Origin of the sequence: Streptomyces sp. NL15-2K, assembly GCF_030551255.1 — a bacterium.
Lineage (GTDB): Bacteria > Actinomycetota > Actinomycetes > Streptomycetales > Streptomycetaceae > Streptomyces.
Window position 1 is genome coordinate 301,994 of sequence record NZ_CP130630.1, and the last position, 22,201, is coordinate 324,194.

Sequence of the window (22,201 nt, forward strand, 5' to 3'; positions counted from 1 at the left end):
TGACGGCCGGGATTCCCAGCTTCACTATCTGTCCCGTATCGCGGTTTAGTTTCGCATAGCGAAACCACCGCCCGACGCGTCCCTGAGGAGCGGCTGTGCCCTCAACCACCCTTGATCCCCTGCTCCAGCCCTTCCAGCTCAAGCACCTCACCCTGCGCAACCGCGTGGTCAGCACCTCCCACGAACCCGCGTTCGGCGAAGAGGGCATGCCCAAGGACCGCTACCGGGCCTATCACCTGGAGAAGGCGCGGGGCGGGGTCGGCCTGACGATGATCGGCGGCTCGGCGGTGGTCTCGCCCGACAGCCCGCCGGCATTCGGCAATCTGCTCCTGTACCGCGACGACATCGTGCCGTGGCTGCGCCGGCTCGCCGACGACGTGCACGAAGCCGGGGCCGCGGTCATGTGCCAGGTCACCCATCTCGGCCGCCGTACCAGCAACTTCACCGGCGACTGGCTCCCGGTGGTGTCCGCCTCACCACTGCGTGAACCCGCGCACCGTTCATTCCCGAAGGCGGCCGAGGCCTGGGACCTGGACCGGATCGTCGCCGACTACGCCGCCGCGGCGGTTCGCTGCCGGGAGGGCGGCCTCGACGGCATCGAGCTGGAGGCATACGGCCACTTCCTGGACAGCTTCCTGTCCCCCGCGACCAACCACCGCGACGACGAGTGGGGCGGCAGCCTGGACAACCGCATGGCGTTCCCGCGCCGGGTGATCCGGGCCGTCCGCGAAGCCGTCGGCCCGGACTTCGTCGTCGGCATCCGGATGTCGCTCGACGAGGCGCACCCCGGCGGCCTCCCTGGTCTCACCTTCGATGAGGCACTCACGGCCGCCGAGCAGTACGCCGCCGACGGTATCGACTTCATCAGCGCCATCCGCGGCTCCCTCGAGAGCGACGCGTCCCTGGCGAAGACCATCCCGTCCATCGGCACCCCGCTCGGGCCGTTCCTGGACTTCACCGGCGAGGTCAAGCGCCGCCTCTCCATCCCGGTGATGCACGCGGCGCGCATCGCCGACGTCGCCACCGCGCGGCACGCCCTGCGCGAGGGGCTGCTCGACCTGGTCGGCATGACCCGCGCGCAGATCGCCGACCCGCACCTGGTCGCCAAGGTGAAGGCCGGCCAGGAGGACCGCATCCGGCCCTGCGTCGGGGCGAGTTACTGCCTCGACGCGATCTACGACTCCGGCGACACCAAGTGCATTCACAACCCGGCCGCCGGCCGCGAACTCCACGTACCGCACCTCATCTCCCCCACCATCGGCCGCCGCAGGAAGGCCGTTGTCGTCGGTGCCGGTCCGGCCGGTCTGGAAGCGGCCCGCGTGCTGGGCGAACGCGGTCACGATGTCGTCCTGTTCGAGGCGAGTGACCAGCCCGGCGGGCAGATCAGGCTCGCCGCGTCGAACCCGCGCCGCCACGATCTGCTCGGCATCGTCGACTGGCGCATCGCCGAGTGCAAGCACCTCGGGGTCGACCTCCGCTTCGGAACGTACGCCGAGAAACCCGACGTCCTCGCCGAACACCCCGACCTCGTGATCGTCGCCACCGGAGGCCTACCCAACCGCAGCTTCCTCACCGAGGGCGAGGATCTGGTCGCCGACACCTGGGACGTGATGACAGGCTCCCTGCCCCGTCGGCGCGGAGGCGCCGGCGAGATCCTCGTCTACGACGACCACGGCGGCTACCCGGCCATGGACGCCGTGGAGGTCCTCACCACGTCCGGCGCCTGGATCGAGTACGTCACCCCGGAGCGCACCCTCGCCCCCGACGTCGGCAGCATGAACTCCCCCGCCTACCTAAGGGCGTTCACCGCACACGACGTCATCACCACGCTCGCCCAGCGCCTGCGCTCCGTGCGCCGAACCAAGGAGGGACGGCTCGCCGCGACCCTCTACAGCGAGTACACCGAGGCCGAGACCGAGCGGATCGTGGACCAGGTGATCGTGGAGCACGGAACCCTGCCGAACGACGAGCTGTACATCGAGCTGCTCCCCCAATCGACCAATCGCGGCGAGGTCGACCACCGCGCCTTGCTGGCGCACAAGGAACAAGCGGTGGTCAACAACGAGGCGGGCCGCTACCAGTTGTTCCGCATCGGCGACGCCGTCGCCGCCCGCAACATCCACGCCGCGATCTACGACGCGCTGCGGCTGTGTCTGCCGGTCTGAACTCCCTGACCCCATGACCTCACGTCAACTTCCGAGCCCAGTCGGAGAGATGAGATGAACCCAGTGACACCCGCCGCCGAGGTGCGCTCCCCAGCCGACCTCATTGCCCGACGCACCCTCGGACACAGCCTCGAAGCCCCGTTCTACGTCGGCGAGGAGTTCTTCGGCCTCGACATCGAGGCGGTCTTCGCCCGGCACTGGCTGTTCGTCGCCGCCGAGGCGGAACTTCCCGAGCCCGGCGACTACGTGACAGTTACCGTCGGGCCGTACTCGGTCATCGTCGTCCGCGACGACGACGAGGACGTACGGGCCTTCCACAACGTCTGCCGCCACCGCGGCGCGCGCATCCTCAACGACGAACGCGGCTCGGTGGGCAACATCGTCTGCGGGTACCACCGGTGGACGTACGGCGTGGACGGCAGACTGCTGCACGCCGAGTCCCAGGCGCCCGGCTTCGACCCGAAATGCTTCTCGCTGCGGTCCGTGCACGCGCGCACGGTGGCCGGGCTGGTCTTCATCTGCCTGGCCGAGACGCCGCCCGACGACTTCGACGAGGTCGCCGCCCGCGTCGAGCCGTACCTCGCACCGCACAACCTGGCCAAGGCGAAGGTCGCCACGCAGATCGACCTGGTCGAGAACGGCAACTGGAAGCTGACCATGGAGAACAACCGGGAGTGCTACCACTGCACTGGCCACCCGGAACTCCAGGCCTGCTACTTCCCGATCTACGGCTACCAGGAGCAGGACATCCCTCCTGCACTGCGCCCTGCCTACGAGCGCTTCCAGCGGGCCGACGCCGACGCCCGCAGGACCTACGAATCCCTCGGCCTCCCCTACGCCGCGATCGAGGAACTGGACACCCGCACCACGGGTTTCCGTATCCAGCGCGAACCCCTCGACCAGGCCGGAGAGTCCTACACCCCGGACGGCACAGCCGCGTGCAAGCGCCTGCTGGCGGACTTCCCCACGGCCCGCCTGGGCCGGCTGTCCATGCACCTGCAGCCCAACTCCTGGTTCCATGTCATGGCCGACCACGCGATCACGTTCACCGCGATCCCGCTCGCCCCGGACCGCACACTCGTCCGCACCACCTGGCTCGTGCACGCCGACGCCGTCGAGGGGATCGACTACGACCTCGACACGCTGACGAAGGTGTGGAGGGCCACGAACGACCAGGACGCGGCGTTCGTCGCCCGCGCCCACCAGGGCATCAGCACCCCGGCCTACCTGCCGGGCCCGTACGGCCCGACGGAGGAAGACGTCCAGGCGTTCGTCAACTGGTACGTGACCCGGCTCAAGGCACACCTGGAGCGGCAGCGATGACCGAGACCGAAGAACTGCTGGTGTGCCGTCAGGTTCACCCGCTCACGCACGACGTCACCACGTTCGTGTTCGAGTACGCCGAACCCCGGCTGTTCCGGCACGAGCCGGGCCAGTTCCTGACACTGGCCCTCGACATCGACGGCCGGCCGGTTCAGCGCTGCTACACCATCTCCTCCCCGCCCACCCGCCCCTTCCTGCTCTCGATCACCGTGAAGCGCGTACCGGGCGGCCTCGTGTCGAACTGGCTGCACGACCACCTCAAGCCCGGCGACACCGTGCGGGCACACGGACCGCTCGGCGAGTTCTCCACGGCCCGGCATCCGGCGCCCAAGTACCTCTTCCTGTCCGGGGGCGTCGGAGTGACGCCGTCGATGGCGATGACCAGGACGCTGTACGACCTGGCCGACCCCGCCGACGTGGTGTTCGTGCACAGCGCCCGCACCCCGGCGGACATCGTCTTCCGCCACGAACTCGACCTCATCGCCGCGACAGCGCCGAACATCCGGGTGGTCCACATCTGCGAGGAGGACCGCCCGTACGCCCCCTGGGGCGGATACCGCGGCCGGCTGACGATCGAGACGCTCCGGCAGGTCGCGCCGGACCTCCTCGAACGGGAGGTCTTCACCTGCGGACCCGCCCCCTACATGGCCGCCGTACGGCGCATGCTGTCCGACGCGGGCCTCGACATGGACCACTACCACGAGGAGAGCTTCACCTTCGAGACGCCGACCGCGTCGGCCGGCGCCTCGCCCGACGCCGACACGAGTGCCGGTTTCAAGGTCGAGTTCACCCGCAGCGGACGCACCATCGAGTGCGACGCCGACACCTCGCTCCTCGCCGCCGCGTCCCGAGCCGGCCTCAGCCTGCCGGCCTCGTGCGCGCAGGGCATGTGCGGCACCTGCAAGACCACCCTGCTCTCCGGCTCCGTCGACATGCAGCACAACGGAGGCATCCGGCCACGCGAGATCACCCAGAACAAGATCCTGCTCTGCTGCTCAAAACCGCTGGAAGACCTCGCGATCGACGCGTGAGGACAACACGACGCCACCCGGCCGACGCAAGAGATCGCCCGAGACTCTCCCTCATGCCGTTGATCATGAGCGAGGGTCGCGGGCGGGCGTCCCCTCCTGGTCCGACGCCGCGCGGCTGGTTGCCGCACCGGTCAGATCAGGTCGGCCACAAGATCCGGTTCGACTCCCCCGTCCGTGACGCGGGGTCACGTGGAATGGCGTTCATAAGCACGGTCATCGACCACAGCGCCGTGGCCTCGTACATGGCGGGCAGCGTCTCGTAGTCACGCACCAGGCGACGCGAGCGCATCAGCCGGCTCAGCGTTCTTTCCACCATCCGCGGTGCTCGAATCGGTCGCCCGCGCGCAAGCGGCCACCTGGTCGGACGCCGCCCTGGTGCGTCTGAGCCGGCCGGCACCGCGAGCGCGGTGCACAACCCCCGGCCGCCCCTGCAGAGCCCACCCACCGATTCCGGCACCGACACGATCCGCTGGCAGTCCGGCGCGAGGACCGACGCCGCCATGCCGTCACTCCGGTGCGGCACCGGCGAGCCCTCAACCGAACCCCGCTGCGGCTCGGCGACCGCGGAAGGCGGCTCGGCCAGCGTTGCACGCGCATCCACCAGCCGCTCAAGCGCGCGTTCTGCCTCACCGAGTACGGCCCGCACCCGCTCGGCCTCCTCCCGCAACCGCGCATTCTCCTCCCGGACCCCCTTCTCCCGGGCTTCCAGCAGACCGAGCACCGACGGCATCAGCCACCTCTACGAGCCGGACGAACGGACGAACGGCCTGAGCTGTACAGTCCCCGCAGTCGATCCCGGGAAGGGTAAAGATGATCAGACGGTGGCCGACGGCCTTGGGCATGAACCTGCTACTCGGAATCCCAGGAGTGGCGCCGATCTGGCTGCGGTGGCACTGGCCGGGCTGAGAACCTCTGCTCATGATGCAGCGAGCCGGTGAGGCGCAAGGCGAGGTCGTCAGCCCGGGGAAGTACGCGCGTATTGAGCGGGAGAGACGGTTCCTGCTCGCAGGGCCTCCCGCTCCTTCGTCGGTCACTGTCACCCGTATGATCACGGACCGGTATCTGGTGGGAACACGACTGCGCCTCAGACGAGCCGAGCAGTCGGACACCGACGGTTGTGATCTCAGGCTCACCCAGAAAGTGCCTTTTGATCAGCCAGGTGCCGCGCAAGGGATGATCACGAATACGTACTTGTCCTCGGCCGAGTACGATCTCCTCGCCTCGCTACCGGCTGCGGTGTTGTCCAAGACGCGGTTCAGTGTGCCTCCCTTGGGAGTTGACGTTTTCGACGGACCACTGGAGGGCTTGGTTCTGGCGGAGGCCGAGTTCACCAGCGATGAAGAGGCACTGGCCTTTGTGCCTCCCACGGAGTGCGTGGCTGAGGTCACGGATGACAATCGCTTCACGGGCGGAAGACTTGTCGCGGCTTCTCGGCAGGAGTTGTTGGCGTGGCTGGCCGAGTACGGAATCCACCTGTGTCGACGGTCACGCATTCCCGTGGGGAGGGTGGTCTCGACACGGGGACGTCCTCGGAGCCGGTCTGGTCAGGACGTCGCGTGGGATCTCCGTTCTCGCCCCTTCGAGCGGAATGAGAGAGGCGCACCCCAGTGACTTGCCGGCATCGGGGGTGCGCCTCTTGCTGTGTGTGCGCCCCGCCGTTGCCGGGCAGGCAGGCATGCTGGAGGTGCTGGCGTCTTGTGACGGGGACGGCCAGCGCTCGGGGCGGTCGTTCTGCGCCTCAGCCGATGCTGCGACCGCCCTGGGGCCCGGCTGGAGCGGGGCACTGATCCGCGGCCAGGACGAGGAACGCCACCACCGCGAGGGTGGCCGCCGAGGCATGGCTCAGGTCAAGTCCGCTGGAATGGGCGGATCACTCCACCACAGCTGCCTGATGCGGACGGTACCTGTCCGCAAGGGGGGTCATCGTGTGCGTGCGGCCGGGGAGACCGGCGACGAACGATGTTGGGAGACAGGCATGACGTTTCTGGTGGCGGGCGCGACCGGCACGGTCGGGCGGCAGGTGGTGGCGGCGCTGCGGGAGGCCGGTGCGCCGGTGCGGGCGCTGACCCGGCGGCCCGGGGCTGCGACGTTCGGTCCGGGGGTCGAGGTCGTCGGCGGCGACCTTACCGACGCGGCGTCGCTGGCGTCGGCGCTGCACGGCGTGACCGCCGTGCACCTGATCAGCTTCGGGGGCGATGACTACGCCCCGCTGGAGAACGGCGGGGAACTGGTGGCGGTGATTGAGGCGGCGGGGGTGCGCCGGGTGACCATGCTGGCCGGCTGGTCGGAGTCGACTCTGGAGCCGGCCGTGCGGGCGTCGGGTCTGGCGTGGACCATGGTGTCGCCGACCGAGATCATGGCCAACGCCCTGGAGTGGGCGGACGAAGTGCGCGACGGACGGGTCGAGCGGCCGTTCGGGGACTCGCGCACCGCGATGGTGCACGAGGGGGACATCGGCGCGGTAGCCGCAACGGCGCTGCTCGAGGACGGACACGGGGGCGCGGAGTATCTACTGACCGGCCCGGAGCGGATCTCGCTGCGGGAGAAGATCGCCGCGCTGGGCTCGGCGATCGACCGGAAGGTGGAGTTCGTAGAGCTGACGCCGGACCAGGCGCGGGCAACGATGCGGGCGCAGGGCGTACCGGAGCACATGATCGACTTCCAGCTGGAGGTGTTCGCCGACCCGCCGGCCGAGTACAACACTCCGAACGGCGTGGTTGAGAAGGTGACCGGACGTCCGGCACGCACCTTCGCGCAGTGGGCCCAGGAGAACGCGGCAGCGTTCCGGTGAGTGCCGGCACTCACCGGGCAGCAGGCTGATCCACGACCGCGTCCGCCCGACCCGGGCCACGGCCTGGCGCTGGTCTCCGGTCGCGCCCACGCCCAGGTCCAGCACGCCGTCCAGCACGCCGTCCAGGACGAGGCAACCGCTACTGGCCCGAAGCGGAGGACCGCGAGGTCGCCTTCGGAGAAACAGGGCGCGGCTGCGAACTCCCGGACGGCCGGGTCATCCCGGTCACGGACGGAGAGCTGCGGGCCCTGCCGCTGCCCACGGCGCGCGCCATCGAGTTGGTGGCGTTCATCCCGGCCTCCGCCGTCGACCCCCGCCCAAGGCTTGTGCATCGCCGGTCAGTGACCGCTGTGCCGGTCGGATCCGGTCGGGCGGGGTCCAGGACGGAACTTCAAGGCTGTGCAGACGGCCAGAGACGACCGCGTCCTGGGACAAGGTCAGGCCTCCTGCCGGCGCCGTATACCGGGCGGCGTGAACGGCGAGGAGAGAGCCGCCCGCGTGCGGGTTCGTCCGCCACCACCGTTACTGGCTGGCCCCGGTGAGTCGGGGCTTTCCCTCATCGTCGGCCCGACCGCACGGCGAAGACGGTGGTGCTTCCGCCGAACATGACCAGGATGGTTCCGCGAACGCTGACACGAATGTCGCGCACCCACTCCGGTACCCAGAACTCCTCGACGGTGCTCCTGGTGGTCAGGTCCCACACCCGGACCATCTGGTCGTTGCCGCCGGTGACGGCGTGCGCCCGGCCGTCCAGTTCGGTGATGGCCACTGCGGTGGTGCCGCCAGGGTGCGGCGTCAGCCACCCCGTCTCGCCGAGCCGCAGCAGATCCCAGATGCGGACGGAGCCGTCCAGGGCGCAGGTGATCGCCACCGGGCGGCTGTCGCACTCGCCGACCGCAAGTGCCGACAGGCCGTCGCAGTCGAGCCGGCCGATCTGGCGGCGCTCGGTGACATCCCACACCTGGACTGGCGCCCGGGCGACGCCCGTCGGTCCGATCAGCGCGAGGGTACGCAGTCCGCACGGCAGCATGGCCAGGCGCGCGGCCTTGTGTGCGCTGACCCGACCCCATTCGGTGTCGAGAACGATGGTGTGGCTTCTTTTCTCCTCGTCGCGCGGCCCGCGGGCAACGCCCAGCACACCGGTCTCCCGCCCGGCCGTCACGTCCCAGACGTGCACGAGTCCCTGGTCGCCCCGCAGGAGGGCGGTGGGGCGGCCGCCGACGTCGCCGAGGACGATCTCCGAGACCAGCCGGACGTCCAGCCGTGCGGTCTGGCGGCGTCGTGCCAGGTCCCACACACGCACTGCCTCGTTGGCCGCGCTGGTGACGGCCAAGGTGTCGCCGTGCCACGAACGGATCGCGATGGCTGACAGGCCCTGGCGGTGGCGATCGGCGTGGCCGGTGAGTCGGGCGGTCTGCTGGCCGCTGGCCACGTCCCACATGCGCACGATCTGGTCGTCGCTGCTGGTGGCGACGACCACCTCACGGCCGTCCAGCTCCCCGACGTCTGCCGTCCTGATGTCGCAGGATTCCTCGCCTGCCGGCGTGCCAGGGGCGTGCAGTTCGGTGAGATCCCAGACCAGGGCCGTCTCCCGCAGGTCCTGGGTCACCGCGAACGTGCGCTCGTCGGCCTGTGTCGTGACCACACGGTAGGGCTGGCCGGAGTGTCCGGTCAGCCGGGCGGCCTCGACGCCTTCCCGTACGTCCCAGATGCGGACGGTCTTGTCCCTGCCGCTGACGGTGAGGGCGGTGGACCGTCCTCGTACCGACGTCAGAGCTACGTCGCTCACCCTCCCGTCCTGTGGCAGCGGCAGACGGGTCAGTACCTCTCCGGTTGCAAGGTCCCATACCTCGGCTACGCCCGGGGCGCCTGTGCGATAGTCACCGGCGAGGGCCACCAGGACCACGGCGCGGCCGTCCTGATGACCCACATGGAAGGCGGAGATTTGGGTGCGGTCGTCAGCCAGGCGGCGAAGCAGCCGGTGTTCGGCCAGGTCCCACACCTGCATACCTTTGCTGTAAGTGCCGAGCGTGACGGCGACCTTCCTGCCGTGCAGGTCCGCGGTGGCAAGGCCCGGACCCGTCGCCTCGGCGAGCCGGCCGATCATCCGCCCCGTGGCCAGGTCCCACACCCCTGCCGGCTGATCATTGAAGGCGGCGCCCAGAACGACGGTACGGCCGTCGCACCGCGCGAAGGCCAGCTGCGTGACCTTGCCGCCGATGGGCTCCAGCCGCCCGATCCTCCGTCGCTCGGCGAGGTCCCATACGCCGATCCAACTGTCGGATCCGACGACGGCCAGGTCTCGGCCGTCGACGTGGCCGATGGCTGCGGCGGTGGCCGCGATGGTGCCGTCCGTGGGCAGTTCGGCCACCTGGTACTGCTCCTCCAGGTCCCACACCCGGACGGCTCGGGGCCCTGCGACCAGAGCGACCGGCCGGCCGGCCACGGCACCCGCGGCGACTGCCCCGGCGGCTTGCCCGATGACCGCGACGGTGCCCGGATGCGGCGCCTGCCCCGCCGCGAACAGCGGCCTCCAGCGCGGTACTTGATGCGACGGCAGCCGGTCCAGTAGGGCCTCGAACCTGCGGTGGAGCGTCGGGGCGCGGTGGCGGGCGGCGTCGAAGGCGAGCGTCCAGCATCGCTGTGCCGGAGTGGCCTGGCGGTGGCGGTAGAGGGACGTGCGGTACACCCGTGCCGTGAGCCGGCCCTGCGTGCTCGTGGCGGAGGACAGTGCCGCCGTGAGCGGTGCGGGCAGGGCGTGGACCAGGTAGCCGGTGTCGTCCAGCAGCACATCGAGCTGTCCTGCGGCAGCGGCGTGGCCGGCCAGGTGCGCCCGAGTGTAGGCGTCGGCCAAGTCCCACTCACGCTGCCCGTCAGGTCCGGGAACCGCGGTGGTCAGAGCGTCGGTGATGGCCCGTTGGGGATTGCGGTGCCGGCATTCGTCGCGCAGGTGCTGGTCGATCGCCTCGTGGTAGAGCCGGTACGTGGTGTGTCCGGCCTGGTCGTCGTTGCGTTCGATCAGGTAGTGGGCCGCGCTCCGGAAGACGTTGTCCAGGTCGGCGGGCGTGTGCATGAGACCGTGGCTGAGGCTGTCGGCCATGAGCAGCCATGTACGGCCGCGTGGCAGTCCGTCGCCCTGAGCAAAGGCCAGAGCGGTGAGCAGGCGCCGTACGGCTTCGGGGTCGGGTCCGCAGGCGCTGAGGTAGTTCTCCATCGCCTGGCCGACGGTCTCCGGGAACTGTTCCTCCCATGCGGGTGCACTCGGGTCGGGCGGCGCGGTGCCGGGTTGGATCAGCCAGCCGCTGACGAGCTGGGCGATGAGGAAGTTATGGCCTGCCCTGCGTGCCACGGCCCTCCCGATGGCGTGCAAGTCCCAGGTGCCGCCTCCCGTGCCGGCGTACGAGGGTCTCCGACCGCGCAGGCGGCTGGCGACGTAGTCGGCGACGTCGGCGTGGTGCAGATACGGCTGTGTATCGAGGTCGATACGGGGTGTGCTGGGTCCGAAGGCGCCGAGGACGCGTGCCTGGCCGCTGCCCGGTGGCGCGGTGCGCGCGGCGACCAACACCCGCAGGCGGCCGGTGCCCGCCACCTGCCTGAGGAGAACCGCGATCCGCCGGGCCTCGTCGACGGAGGCCGCCTCCTCCAACGCGTCCACGAGCACGGTGAACGAGGTGTCGGGCGGAAGGGCGGCCACGGCGGCGAGGAGTTCGTTGGGCTCGTTCGCAGTGGTGCCGAGCGCCTCGGCGAGCCGGGCGGCCACCTCGTCGCCGGTGAGCCCCTTCAGGTGAAGAGCCGCGTCGAAAGCGCCCGTGGGCGGGCGGGGCCCCGGCGTGGGCACGGTCGCCGACAGCCGGGCGTCGGCTGCCAGCAGAGCGTGCGACACGAGCGCGGACTTGCCGGAGCCTGGGCCACCCGTCACGAGCAGGAGCGGGTGCTCGGCCGGGGCCGGATGCGTCAGCCAATCGCGGATCGCGCGGCGGGCCTCGACACGACCGGTGAAGTACCACTCACCGGTGTCGGTGTCGACTTCGGAGCCGCGTGCGCGGGGCAGCCAGTGCGTCGGCAGGTGCGGATCGAGGTCCAGCCGCCACCCACAGCTCCGCCGCACCACTTCCCAAATGGTGCGCAAGTAGGAGATCGGGAGCATGTGTCCGCTGCGGTGGTCGTCACGCAGGACAACGATCCCGGTCACGGCCTCACTGTGGTGGTCGAACACGGGGCCGCCGGAGAACCCCCGCTCCACCGACCAGCCTGTCATGCTCTCCGCCTCGACCTGCACCCACTGCCCCGTCGGGCCGCTGGCTCCGCGAATCACACCCGTTGCCTGCCGCGCCGCCGCCTCGCCCCGGGGAAAGCCGTGGACCGAGAACCGGTGGCCGCTCAGGGCGGGCGGACAGGCCAGGGGCGCAGGAATGTGGTCGACAGGAGCAGCCAGTTCCAGGAGCGCGGCGTCCCCTGCCCCGTCGGCGTCGATGGGCTGCCAGCCCACCACCCTCGCCCCTACCGACGCCTGTGCCGGGTCGGGGGAAGATGCGAAGGGGAATTCCGTGTTCACCGGTCCCGTCGGCGCCTCTCCGCTGCCCGCCGTCGAAGCAGGCCTGCCGAGGGCGATGTCGACGACATGGGCGCAGGTAAGCACGTGCCGGGGTCCGATGAGTACTCCGGCTCCCGCAATCCCATTCTCGGCGTCTGGCCTGGGTAACCGGACCAGCCACGGCGGGCGTTCGGCGAGCCGACCACGCAGGCTGGTCGCACTCACGTGGCAGGTCCCTCCGCTCCAGTGCCGTTCCGCCAGACGATACGCACGTTGATGTGTGCGTCACCGCCCGTGGAGACCAGCGTGGCTCCCACCTTTCCGGTGACCGCCACTCCGAAAGTCACCTCGACCTCCTCCGGCGGCGGATCGAGCGAGCGCAGTTGCGCCAACACTCCGTCGGCTGCCGCACGTACACCGCTGAGCGCGCTGTTCCACGTCTGCGAAGCCGCATGTGCAATCCGGTCTCCGGCCCCCGCCCGGACCAACCCTTCGCCATCGCCACCGTCCTTGTCGGCGACCTCGACGTACACTCGTCCGCCCTGACCTGCCTCGAACTCCACAACAGTCACTCGTGCACACCTCCGCGGCCAGAGTGTCGCATCACGCTCGCCCTTCGCAGCTCCGCCGGAATCCTCGAACCCGAACTGGTGAATCGAGGGCTCGACCCGCGGCTCAGCGGTGGCTGTCGCCGGGGCACGCCGGCCTTGCCCACTGGCGCAGCGTGTACGGCGGCTCCCCCACGCCATAGCCTCCGGCTCAGGCCGCGGCCGTGACTGCGGGAAGGGCGCAACCGGCACCCCCCGGTGCCATCGCACCGGCCGGGGTGCGCGGGCGTTGCCGACGGCGGCGACGGGTACGCCGAAGTCCTCGACACCCGCGGGTCGCGGTGCCCCGCTCCTCACCAGCGAGTTCTGTGTCGACCTCATCCGCGTGTCGAGCGCGCGCTGTTGATTCGGCCGTCCACACCGTGCCGCCACGTCCACGGCACTGGGGCCCTCTGACGCATCACTCCCCGAACCGGCCGACCTTGCCATGTGTGGCGCCGGTTCCCGGCCACGCAGCGATCGGAAGCACGATGGGCCTGGAATTTCTCTGGTACGTCCCCAACACCGTCGAGCCGGGCCACCGCGGCGACGACACCACCGCCGGCCGGGGGTCGATCGAATACTCGACCGACCTCGCCCGTGCCGCGGAGGAGCACGGCTGGGGCGGCGCACTGCTGGGCACCGGATGGGGACGCCCGGACACCTTCACCGTCGCCACGGCGCTGGCGGCCCGGACCACGACATTCAAGCCGTTGATCGCGGTTCGCCCCGGCTACTGGCACCCGGCCAACTTCGCCGGCGCGGCCGCGACGCTCGACCAACTCAGCCGTGGACGCGTCCTGGTCAACATCGTCAGCGGACTGGACAACCCGGCCGCGTACGGCGACACGAACATCGATCCCGCGCGGCGGTACGCCCGCACGCGGGAGTTCCTGCATCTGGTGCGGCGGTTGTGGACCGAGGAGGACGTCACCTTCCGCGGCGAGCACTTCCAGCTGACTGCCTCCACGGTCGCGCCCCGCCCGTACGCGACCGGCGAGCGGGAGCATCCGACGCTCTACTTCGGCAGGGCGTCCGAGGCAGCGGAACGGGTGTCGGCGGCCGAGGCCGATGTCCAGCTCTTCTGGGGCGAGCCGCTGGACGGGCTCGCCGAACGCATCGACCGGCTCAAGACGCTGAGCCGACAGGTGTGTCGGCGGCACAAGCCCCTGGAGTTCGGACTGCGCATCACGACGCTGGTGCGCGACACCACCGAGGAGGCCTGGCGCGCGGCCGAACAGAAGGTCGCGAAGATGGCGGCCGAGGCCCTGGCGAACTACCGGCGGCTCGGCATCACGCACTTCGTCCTGTCCGACACGCCGTACAAGCAGGAGATCGCTCGTATCGGCGACCAGTTGCTTCCCAAGCTGCGCGAGGCGCCCAGGTGAGAGGCAGGATCTTCGACCGTAGCGTGGCCCATCCGGCGGTGAGCGAGGTGACGCCGTCGGGGCCGATGTCGGCGCGCGGACACCGCCGGGCCGCGCCGGGATCGACGCGGGCGGTAGTGCCGTCCTGCGTCACGTCGATACGGCGGCGCGAGTCCCGTCAACCACCAGTTCGACCACGACACGGCAAGGATGGTGATCGCGGCGGTGCGAGCTCAGGCCACGGACGGCATGTGCAACCCGCCAGGCTCATGCCACGGCGGCATTCCGGCCCCGTACGACAAGCCCGTGGCGGCTTTGTGACGCGCTCACTCCCGCCGTGTACGGGCCGACTCCCGCTCCTCGATGGCGAGTTCGCGATAGTGGGCGGCCGGGTGGTCGTCCCGGACCCGGGGGCCGCTGCCCGGTCCGTGCAGGCGTTCACGGAGCGTGGAACCTGTCGGCGGGACCGGGACCCTGCCGCGGGCGCGCAGCTCCGGGACGACCAGGTCGACGAAGTCGGCGAACGTGCCGGGGGTCACGGCGTAGGCGAGGTTGAAGCCGTCGACGTCGGCTTCCTCGACCCAGCGCTCCAGTTCGTCGGCGACCGTCGCCGGAGAGCCCACCACCACCGGGCCGATGCCGCCGATGCCCAGGTAGCGGGCGACCTGGTCGGGGGTCCAGCGGCGGGTCGGATCGGCGGTGGAGAAGATCGCGAGGGCCGAGCGGACGGCGTCAGTGTCGACGTACTCCAGGGGCTGGTCCGGTGCGAGCTCGGACAGGTCGAGGCCGCTCCAGCCGCCGTAGAGGGCGAGGGCACCCTCGTAGGAGGCGTAGGAGAGCAGGTCGGCGTGCTTGGCCTGGGCCTCCTCGTCGGTGGGGGCGGTGATCGCGGTGAGCAGGATGAAGATCTTGACGCTGTACGGGTCGCGGCCCTCGGCGGCGGCCCTGGCCCGGATGTCGTCGACGACGCGTCGGGTGGCCTGCGGGTTGACGGCGTTGATGAAGACGCCCTCTCCGTGCCGGGCCGCGAAAGCCCGGCCGCGCGGGGAGGCGCCGGCCTGGAAGATGACCGGGGTGCGCTGCGGGGAGGGCTCGGCCAGGAACACACCCGGGACGCTGAAGTGACGGCCCTTGTGGGCGATGTCGCGGACGCGGGAGGGGTCGGTGTAGACACCGCGCTCCCGGTCGCGGACGACCGCGTCGTCGTCCCACGAGTACTCCCACAGCTTGTAGCAGACCTCCAGGAACTCCTCGGCGACCTCGTAGCGGTCGTCGTGGCCGATCTGTTCGGGGAGCCCCAGGTTGCGGGCGGCGCTTTCGAGGTACGAGGTGACGACGTTCCAGGCGATGCGGCCCTTGGTGAGGTGGTCGAGGGTGGTGAGGGTGCGGGCGAGCTTGTACGGCTGCTCGTAGGTCAGGGACACCGTGATGCCGAACCCCAGCTGCTCGGTCACCGCGGCCATCGCGGCGACCGCCGGCAGCGGGTCGGACAGCGGAATCTGCGCGCCCTGGCGGACGGCGGCATCGCGCGAGCCCTGGTAGACGTCGTACACGCCGAGCACGTCCGCGACGAACAGGGAGTCGAAACCGCCGCGGTCCAGCAGCCGCGCCAGATCGGTCCAGTAGGCGAGGTCGGTGTAGCGGTGCGCCTGGTCGTCGGGGTGCCGCCACAGGCCCGGCGACTGGTGTCCGACGCAGGGCATGTCGAAGGCGTTGAGATGGATCCGACGGGTCATTTCACGGCTCCGGAGGACAGGCCGGCGACGAGCCGGCGCTGGGCGGCCACGGCCAGGACGTAGACGGGTGCGATGCCGACGAGGGACACCACGGCCTGCTGGCCGAACTCGACGTTCTTGTCGCCCTGGAAGAGGGAGAGCAGCACCGGCAGGGTCTGTGCGCTGCTGTCCTGGGCGAAGCTGAGGGCGAAGAGGAACTCGTTGTAACTGAGGAAGAAGCAGATCAGCGCGGCCGCCGCGACGCCCGGCGAGATCAGCGGGAGCACCACGCGGCGCAGGCTCGCCCAGGCGCCGAGCCCGTCGAGCCAGGCCGCCTCCTCGATCTCCTTCGGCACCTTGCGTACGAAGCCGTCGAGGAGCCAGATCGCGACCGGGACATTGGCCAGCCCGTCCACGAGGGCGAGCCCCGCGACGGTGTTGTTCAGCTCCAGGTTCCGCAGCAGGAAGAACAAGGGCAGGACGGCTACGACGGGTGGCGCGCAGTAGCTGGACAGGACGAGGGTCGCGAGCCGTGCCCCGCGGCGTCCGGCTCGCGCGGTGAAGTACGCGCCGGGGACGGCGACGAGCAGGGTGAGTACGACCGAGCCGGCTGCCACTGCCCAGGAGTTGAGGATGTAGTGGCCGAGGTCGACGGCCCGGAACGCGTCCGGCCAGTTCTGCCAGAACAGGTGGGAGGGCAGCAGTCCGCCGTTGAGGACGTCGTCGCGGGAGCGCACGGACAGTGAGGCGACGTACAGCACCGGGACGGCCATGAGGAGGGCGATCAGCGCGAGCAGTGCGGTGAGGCCGGTCGTACGGCGGCGGGCGGCCGGTCGGCCCGGGGACCTGACCGCGGTCTCGAGGGCGACCGCTTCTCCGGTGGCTTCCAGCGTGGTCATACGGCCACCTCCTCGTACCGCTTCCGGCGCACCGCGACCACGCTCGTGACCAGGCCGATGAGAAGGGAGAACAGCACGGTCGCGGCCGCGGCGCCGCCGACGTCGAACTCCTGCAGGGCGGTGCGCTGGATGTCGTAGGTGCTGGTGGTCGTGGCGAAGCCGGGGCCGCCCGCGGTGACGACGTAGACGATGTCGAACACCTTGAAGCCGATCACGAGTTTCAGCAACAGGATCGACAGCAGGGTCGGTTCGATGTAGGGCAGGACGATGGAGCACAGGGTGCGCCATCGTCCTGCGCCGTCGAGGGCGGCGGCCTCGCGCAGGTCGTCCGGTACGCCGAGCAGGGCGGCGTACACGAGCAGCATCACGAACGGCGTCCATTGCCAGCTGTCGATGACGACGAGGGTGAAGAACGCCCCGGTGCTGCTGCCGAGCGGGTTCACGCCCGGCAGGCCCAGGGCGTGCAGCGCGCCGTTGAGCGCGCCGCCGACCGGGGCGAGCAGCAGCTTCCACGCCACGCCGACCATGACGGGCGGGGTGACCAGCGGCAGCAGCAGGAGGGTGCCCAGCAGGCCCGCGCGCCGGGCCCGGGCGCGCAGCAGGAGCGCGAGGGCGGTGCCCAGTACCAGTTGGACCGTGGCGGCGAGCACCGCGAAGAGCACGGACCGCCACAGCGAGCCCGTGAACGACTGGCTCTGAAGCGCCGTACGGAAGTTGTCGAACCCGGTCCAGCGCTGCAGCGGCCGGGCGAGGGTGGAGTCGGTGAAGGCCAGGCCGATGACGTAGAGGAGCGGGTAGGCGGCGAAGACGGCGAGGAAGGCCACGGACGGCGCGGCGAGCGCGCCGGGGACGCGTACGGAGGACCTGGCCGTCATCCGGACGCTCCCTTGAGTTCCTTGGCCCAGGCCCGCTGCGTGTTCTCCAGGGCGGTTTTCGCGCTCTGCTTGCCCTGCAGGCCGAGTGCGAGTTCGTCCACGAGGGTCTGGAGCAGCTCCGGGGCCTTCGGCACGGTCGGCCAGGGCAGGGGGTCGCCCGCGAGTCCGGTGCGGACGACCTCGTAGGAGTCGGGTGAGTTCTTCCGGAACGCCGCGGAGTTGAGGGTGCTGGTGCGGATCGGGTCGGCGCCCGCGTCGGGCTCGGCGAGGACGAGGAGGTTCTGCTGCGCGGCCGTGGCCCACTTGATGAAGGCGGCCGCGGCCTCCTTCTGTTTCGACGCCGTGGACACGGCGAGTCCGAAGCCCGCGTCCAGCGAGGTGCGCGGCTTGGTGTTGTCACCGCCGACCGGCAGCGTGGTGACGGCCCACTTGTCCACCACCTTGGACTGCTGGGGGTCCTGGGCGCGCTTGGCGAAGTCGGTCCAGAAGTCGAGCATGGCGCCCTTGCCGTCGAGGAAGGCGGGCAGCGCCTGGTCGAAGCCGATCTGCAGCGGGGTGGGCAGGGCGTACGGCGCGGCGTCGAACAGCACCTGGGCGGCGGCGATCGCCTGGGGTGTGTCGAGCGTCGGTGCCCCCGACGCGTCGAGGAACGAACCTCCGTATCCCGCGAGCCGGTTGGCGAAGTCGCAGCCGAGGATGACCGGGACCTGCTGGGCCTCGATGATGGTGCCGTAGTACCTGCCCTTGGCGTCCTTGGTGATCTTCGCGGCGATCTCGTTGTAGTCGTCCCAGGTCCTGGGCGCCTCGACCTTGTGCCGTTCGAAGATCTCGGTGTTGTAGAAGAGGATGTGGGTGTCGCCGTCGTAGGGCAGACCCCAGCGCTTGCCGTCGTAGAGGGTGTAGGTGTCGTAGAGGGACGGGAGGAAGTCGCTCTCCTCGATGTCCTTGTGCGCCTTGATGTACGCCGTCAAGTCCTCGATGACGCCGCCCTCGGCGAGGGTGCCGACAGCGGCGTACCAGTACATGAAGACGTCGAACTGGCCCGCCCCGGACTGCACGTCGAGCGTGGCCTTGGCCGTGAGCTTGTCGTACGGAACGGGTGTGACCTTCAGCTTCGCCCCGGTGGCCTCCTCGAACGGCCTGCTCAGGTACTGGAAGGACAGGGCGTTGGGCTGGTTGGCGAGGATCTTGAGGGTGACGCCGTCCAGATCGGGCTTGGCGGTCGGGTCGAGCGCGGCGGAGTCGTTGGAGCCGCAGGCGGCCAGGAGGGGGCCGGCCGCGGTGAGGGCGGCAGCGCCGGTGGCGGCGCGCAGGAGTGTTCTGCGGGACGGCTGGGAAAACGGGGACGACGGGGACATGGGGTGGTTCTCCTGGCTTGTTACGTGTAGAGGGTGAACGGCGGGTGGGTGCCGTTGAGGAAGTGGTCGCCGACCTCGCGCAGCTTGTAGGCGACCGGATCGTGCAGGGTGTGGGTGCGGGCGTTGCGCCAGAACCGGTCGAAGCCGTGCGCGGAGGCGGTGGACCGGGCGCCGGTGACCTCGAGGATCCGGGCGGTGATGTCGAGGGCGGCCTTGGTGGCGGCGACCTTGGCGGTGGCGACGGTGACGGCGATCTCGCCGCGTTCGTCGGCGGTGAGGTCCGGGCCTCGGTCGAGGCCGCGCTGGACCGCTTCGGCCGCGTGGTCGGCCAGAACCCGCACCGACCGTGCGGAGACCGCCAGTTCACCGTAGGTGGCCAGCGTGTACGGGTCCTGGGTGGCCGACTCGACGTCCGACAGCAGCCAGGGGCGGGTGGTGGTACGGGTGTAGTCGGCCGCGGCGGCGAGCGCGCCCTCGGCGATGCCCAGGTAGAAGTGGACGAAGACCAGCTGGATCGCGGGGGTGACGAGGGTGGCGAACGGGGACAGGGTTCCCTCGTCCTGGGCGAGGGAACCGAAGACGTCGTCGGCCGCCACCGGCACGGCGTCGAACTCCACGCTGCCGCTGGCCGACAGCCGCTGCCCGAAGTTGTCCCAGTCGTCGTTCCGTACGACTCCGGGGTGTGCTGGGTCGAGGAAGACGACGACGGGTTCGCCCGTGTGGGTGCGCGTGGCGCCGACGACGAGCCGGTCGGCCACGCGGGCGCCGGTGGCGAAGGACTTGCGCCCGTCGAGCCGGAAGCCGTCGCCGTCCGGGGTCAGGGTCACGTCGGGGTCGCGAGGGTTGAAGGCTCCGCCCCACAGCCACTGGCCCCCGGCGGCGGCGCGCTCCAGGCGTTCGACGGTGGCGGGCTCGCCGAAGAAGCGGGGGTTCCACGACAACAGGTAGTGGTAGCCGAGGAGTTGGCCGATCGAGCCGTCCCCGGCGGCGATCTCACGGATGATGGCGTAGGCGGTGCGCCAGTCCGCTCCCCCGCCGCCGTACTCGGCCGGCACGAGGAGCGTGAGCAGTCCGGCCGCGCGCAGCCGTTCGGCCTCCTCGAAGGGCGGCTTGTTGGCCTTGTCGCGTGCGGCGGCGTCCTGAGCGAGGTCGGCCGCCACGGCGCGGGCGGTGGCGATCCAGTCAGCAGTGGTCATGTGGTCCTCAGACGATTCCGTTGGCCGGCGGGTGGACGCCGTTGAGGGCGTGGTTGCCGAGGTGCTGGATCTTCCAGCGGCGCGGGTCGTGCAGGGTGTGGGTGCGGGCGTTGCGCCAGTGCCGGTCCAGGCCGCGGCCGCCGGTCACGGACCGGGTTCCGACGAGGGCGAAGACGTCGTTCGCCACGGTCAGCGCCGCCGTGTCCGCCTGGGCGCGGGCGGCGGCCACGGCCAGGGAGGCCTCCGCGGCGAGTTCGTCGTCGGCTGGGGCGCGGCGGGCGGCGTCGATGGCGGCACCGGCCCGGTCGAGCAGTGCCTCGGCGGCGCGCACGAGCAGGGCCAGCTCGCCGAACTTCTGGATCACCAGCGGCTCCTCGCCGGCGCGGTCGGCACCCGACTCCCCCCACGGCCGGGCGATGGTCCGGATCAGCTCGCCGCCCTCCTCCAGCGCGGCGCGGGCGATGCCGGTGTCGACGGCCGCGTGGATGAACTGCCCGAAGGCACCGAAGACTTCGGGCCGCTCGAAGGTGAGGTGATGGGGCACGACCCGGTCGGCGGGCACGTGCACGTCCGTGAACCGTACGGTGCCGCTGGCGGTGCCGCGCTGCCCGATGCCGTCCCAGTCGTCGACGACGGTGACGTCGGGGGCGTCGTACGGCACGAAGGCGGCGGTGAGGCGGTCGTCCGGGGCGAGCGCGAAGACCGGGATCCAGTGGGCGAACAGGGCGCCGGTGGCGTAGTTCTTGGTGCCGGTCAGGGTGTACGAGCCGTCGGGCCGGGGCTGAATGCGGGTGGCGAACTCCAGCGCGTGCTTGGTGCCCTTCTCGGCCAGGGCGTTGCCGAATCTGCGCCCCGCCAGCAGCTCGGCGTAGTAGAAGTCGTGCTGCTCCGTCGTACCGTTCTCCTTCAGCACCTCCACGAAGAAGAAGTGGTTCTGCGGGATCTGGCCGATGCTGGCGTCGGCCGCCGACAGCAGCCGCACGACCTCGCCGAGGGTGCGGGTGCTGACCTGGGCGCCGCCGTGGGAGCGGGGCACGGTGATGCCAAGGAGTCCGGAGTCGGACACCTCGTCCAGTTCGGCGCGGGGCAGGATGCGTTCGGCGTCGCGCAGGGCGGCCTCGCGGACGAACTTGGCGGCCAGTTCCGCGGCGACGGCGACCGCTTCGGCGTCGTCGGCGATCACATGCGTCATCGCGGGCTCCCGGCACCGGCGAAGGGGACCTGGGCGGAGGGGGCGGTCTGCCGGCCGAAGGGGTGCTGCCACAAGCCCTGTGCCTGGAGCCTCGGCAGGACGCCCTCGCCGAACCAGTACGCCTCCTCGAGGTGCGGGTAGCCGGAGAGGATGAACTCCTCGATGCCCAGGGCGTGGTACTCCTTGATCCGCTCGGCGACCTCGTCATGGCTGCCGACCAGGGCAGTGCCCGCACCGCCGCGCACCAGGCCGATCCCCGCCCAGAGGTTGGGATGGATCTCGAGACCGTCCCGGTTTCCGCCGCCGTGCAGGGAGAGCATGCGCTGCTGGCCCTCGGACTCGCTGCGGGCGAGCCCGGCCTGCACCGACCTCACCGTCTCCGGGTCGAAGCCCTCGACGAGGCGGTTCGCTTCCGCCCAGGCCTGCTCGGAGGTGTCCCGCGTGATGACGTGCAACCGGATGCCGAAGCGGAGGGTACGGCCCTTCTCGGCCGCCAGCCGCCTGATCCAGGCGATCTTCTCCGCGACCTGCGCGGGCGGCTCGCCCCACGTGAGGTACACGTCCACGTACTGGGCAGCCACCTCCCCGGCGGCGGGCGACGAGCCGCCGAAGTACACCTCCGGCACCGGGTCGGGCAGCCGGGCCAGCGTCGCTTCCTCGACCCGGAGGTGCTCGCCGTCCAGACCGACGGTCTTGCCTTCCCACAGCCCCCGGACGATCTGAAGGAATTCGCCGGTACGGCGATAGCGCGCGTCCTTGTCCAGGAAGTCGCCGTAGGCGCGCTGCTCGTGGCTCTCGCCGCCGGTGACGACGTTGAGCAGGAGCCGTCCGCCGGTCTGCCGTTGGAAGGTGGACGCCATCTGCGCGGCCAGCGTCGGCGAGACGAAACCGGGACGGAAGGCGACCAGGAACTTCAGCCGCTCCGTCTGCTGGCTGACCATGGCGGTGGTCAGCCACGCGTCCTCGCACCAGGCGCCGGTGGGGGTGAGCGCGCCGACGAAGCCGAGGTCCTCGGCCGCGCGGGCGATCTGGCTCAGGTAGGCGACCGTCGGCGGCCGGTCGCGCCCGGACTCCGTGGCGGGGGTGCCGTGGCCGCCGCCGACGACGTGACGGCTGTCGCCGTTGGTGGGCAGGAACCAGTGGAAGGTGAGGGACACGTGAGGTCTCC

The 22,201-nt window shown here is 70.6% G+C and carries 15 protein-coding genes; 5 read left to right on the plus strand and 10 right to left on the minus strand.

The window, feature by feature from the left end:
- The first annotated feature begins 95 nt into the window (after positions 1-95).
- From Q4V64_RS01245 to Q4V64_RS01255, 3 genes are read left to right on the plus strand one after another with little or no spacing between them, the layout of a single operon-like run.
- On the plus strand, positions 96-2,165 hold the full coding sequence (locus tag Q4V64_RS01245) for an NADH:flavin oxidoreductase (RefSeq protein ID WP_124445419.1): 2,070 nt from the start codon (positions 96-98) through the stop codon (positions 2,163-2,165).
- 54 nt (positions 2,166-2,219) lie between these two features.
- Entirely contained in the window at positions 2,220-3,488 is a 1,269-nt protein-coding gene (locus Q4V64_RS01250) for an aromatic ring-hydroxylating dioxygenase subunit alpha (protein WP_124445418.1), read from the plus strand.
- Complete coding sequence (locus Q4V64_RS01255; RefSeq protein ID WP_124445417.1) at positions 3,485-4,519, plus strand: hybrid-cluster NAD(P)-dependent oxidoreductase; 1,035 nt, start codon at positions 3,485-3,487, stop codon at positions 4,517-4,519. The genes Q4V64_RS01250 and Q4V64_RS01255 overlap by 4 nt, the downstream gene beginning before the upstream one ends.
- A gap of 136 nt (positions 4,520-4,655) precedes the next feature.
- Here the strand turns inward: Q4V64_RS01255 and Q4V64_RS01260 are convergent, their stop codons facing one another.
- Complete coding sequence (locus Q4V64_RS01260; protein ID WP_253267500.1) at positions 4,656-5,249, minus strand: hypothetical protein; 594 nt, start codon at positions 5,247-5,249, stop codon at positions 4,656-4,658.
- A 1,245-nt stretch (positions 5,250-6,494) separates the two neighbouring features.
- Between Q4V64_RS01260 and Q4V64_RS01265 the strand changes: the two genes are divergently transcribed.
- Positions 6,495-7,310, plus strand: coding sequence for an NAD(P)H-binding protein (locus Q4V64_RS01265; protein ID WP_124445416.1), 816 nt, complete (start codon positions 6,495-6,497; stop codon positions 7,308-7,310).
- A 556-nt stretch (positions 7,311-7,866) separates the two neighbouring features.
- On the opposite strand, the gene Q4V64_RS01270 is transcribed toward Q4V64_RS01265, so the two are convergent.
- Both Q4V64_RS01270 and Q4V64_RS01275 read right to left on the minus strand, forming a co-directional pair.
- Positions 7,867-12,069 (minus strand): trypsin-like peptidase domain-containing protein, encoded by a 4,203-nt coding sequence (locus Q4V64_RS01270; protein ID WP_172629592.1) that lies wholly within the window; start codon positions 12,067-12,069, stop codon positions 7,867-7,869.
- The gene (locus Q4V64_RS01275; protein ID WP_124445414.1) at positions 12,066-12,377 is read right to left on the minus strand and encodes a CU044_2847 family protein; all 312 of its coding nucleotides are present in this window, start codon (positions 12,375-12,377) and stop codon (positions 12,066-12,068) included. The genes Q4V64_RS01270 and Q4V64_RS01275 overlap by 4 nt, the downstream gene beginning before the upstream one ends.
- 545 nt (positions 12,378-12,922) lie before the next feature.
- Between Q4V64_RS01275 and Q4V64_RS01280 the strand changes: the two genes are divergently transcribed.
- Positions 12,923-13,819 carry an LLM class flavin-dependent oxidoreductase gene (locus Q4V64_RS01280; protein ID WP_124445413.1) on the plus strand — a complete coding sequence of 299 codons (897 nt, stop codon included), beginning with the start codon at positions 12,923-12,925 and terminating at the stop codon, positions 13,817-13,819.
- Between the two features lie 305 nt (positions 13,820-14,124).
- Here the strand turns inward: Q4V64_RS01280 and Q4V64_RS01285 are convergent, their stop codons facing one another.
- From Q4V64_RS01285 to Q4V64_RS01315, 7 genes are read right to left on the minus strand one after another with little or no spacing between them, the layout of a single operon-like run.
- Complete coding sequence (locus Q4V64_RS01285; RefSeq protein WP_124445412.1) at positions 14,125-15,534, minus strand: LLM class flavin-dependent oxidoreductase; 1,410 nt, start codon at positions 15,532-15,534, stop codon at positions 14,125-14,127.
- Positions 15,531-16,412: a carbohydrate ABC transporter permease gene (locus Q4V64_RS01290; RefSeq protein WP_124445411.1), complete on the minus strand. Its 882-nt coding sequence runs from the start codon at positions 16,410-16,412 to the stop codon at positions 15,531-15,533. The genes Q4V64_RS01285 and Q4V64_RS01290 overlap by 4 nt, the downstream gene beginning before the upstream one ends.
- Positions 16,409-17,287, minus strand: a complete 879-nt coding sequence (locus Q4V64_RS01295) for a sugar ABC transporter permease (RefSeq protein WP_124445410.1) — start codon at positions 17,285-17,287, stop codon at positions 16,409-16,411. Before Q4V64_RS01295 ends, Q4V64_RS01290 begins: the two co-directional genes overlap by 4 nt.
- Positions 17,284-18,645, minus strand: coding sequence for a sugar ABC transporter substrate-binding protein (locus Q4V64_RS01300; RefSeq protein WP_124445409.1), 1,362 nt, complete (start codon positions 18,643-18,645; stop codon positions 17,284-17,286). The genes Q4V64_RS01295 and Q4V64_RS01300 overlap by 4 nt, the downstream gene beginning before the upstream one ends.
- A gap of 20 nt (positions 18,646-18,665) precedes the next feature.
- On the minus strand, positions 18,666-19,841 hold the full coding sequence (locus Q4V64_RS01305; protein WP_124445408.1) for an acyl-CoA dehydrogenase family protein: 1,176 nt from the start codon (positions 19,839-19,841) through the stop codon (positions 18,666-18,668).
- A 7-nt stretch (positions 19,842-19,848) separates the two neighbouring features.
- A complete protein-coding gene (locus Q4V64_RS01310; protein WP_124445407.1) occupies positions 19,849-21,033 on the minus strand; it encodes an SfnB family sulfur acquisition oxidoreductase in 1,185 nt (394 codons plus the stop codon).
- Positions 21,030-22,190, minus strand: coding sequence for an LLM class flavin-dependent oxidoreductase (locus tag Q4V64_RS01315; protein WP_124445406.1), 1,161 nt, complete (start codon positions 22,188-22,190; stop codon positions 21,030-21,032). The genes Q4V64_RS01310 and Q4V64_RS01315 overlap by 4 nt, the downstream gene beginning before the upstream one ends.
- Positions 22,191-22,201: the final 11 nt, after the last annotated feature.

Excerpts from the sequence above, each read along its gene's own strand:
- Q4V64_RS01255 (WP_124445417.1), top strand. The coding sequence starts at position 3,485 with ATGACCGAGACCGAAGAACTGCTGGTGTGCCGTCAGGTTCACCCGCTC.
- Q4V64_RS01250 (WP_124445418.1), top strand. The coding sequence starts at position 2,220 with ATGAACCCAGTGACACCCGCCGCCGAGGTGCGCTCCCCAGCCGACCTC.
- Q4V64_RS01300 (WP_124445409.1), bottom strand. The coding sequence starts at position 18,645 with ATGTCCCCGTCGTCCCCGTTTTCCCAGCCGTCCCGCAGAACACTCCTG.
- Q4V64_RS01305 (WP_124445408.1), bottom strand. The coding sequence starts at position 19,841 with ATGACCACTGCTGACTGGATCGCCACCGCCCGCGCCGTGGCGGCCGAC.
- Q4V64_RS01290 (WP_124445411.1), bottom strand. The coding sequence starts at position 16,412 with ATGACCACGCTGGAAGCCACCGGAGAAGCGGTCGCCCTCGAGACCGCG.
- Q4V64_RS01260 (WP_253267500.1), bottom strand. The coding sequence starts at position 5,249 with ATGCCGTCGGTGCTCGGTCTGCTGGAAGCCCGGGAGAAGGGGGTCCGG.
- Q4V64_RS01285 (WP_124445412.1), bottom strand. The coding sequence starts at position 15,534 with ATGACCCGTCGGATCCATCTCAACGCCTTCGACATGCCCTGCGTCGGA.
- Q4V64_RS01265 (WP_124445416.1), top strand. The coding sequence starts at position 6,495 with ATGACGTTTCTGGTGGCGGGCGCGACCGGCACGGTCGGGCGGCAGGTG.
- Q4V64_RS01295 (WP_124445410.1), bottom strand. The coding sequence starts at position 17,287 with ATGACGGCCAGGTCCTCCGTACGCGTCCCCGGCGCGCTCGCCGCGCCG.
- Q4V64_RS01310 (WP_124445407.1), bottom strand. The coding sequence starts at position 21,033 with ATGACGCATGTGATCGCCGACGACGCCGAAGCGGTCGCCGTCGCCGCG.
- Q4V64_RS01280 (WP_124445413.1), top strand. The coding sequence starts at position 12,923 with ATGGGCCTGGAATTTCTCTGGTACGTCCCCAACACCGTCGAGCCGGGC.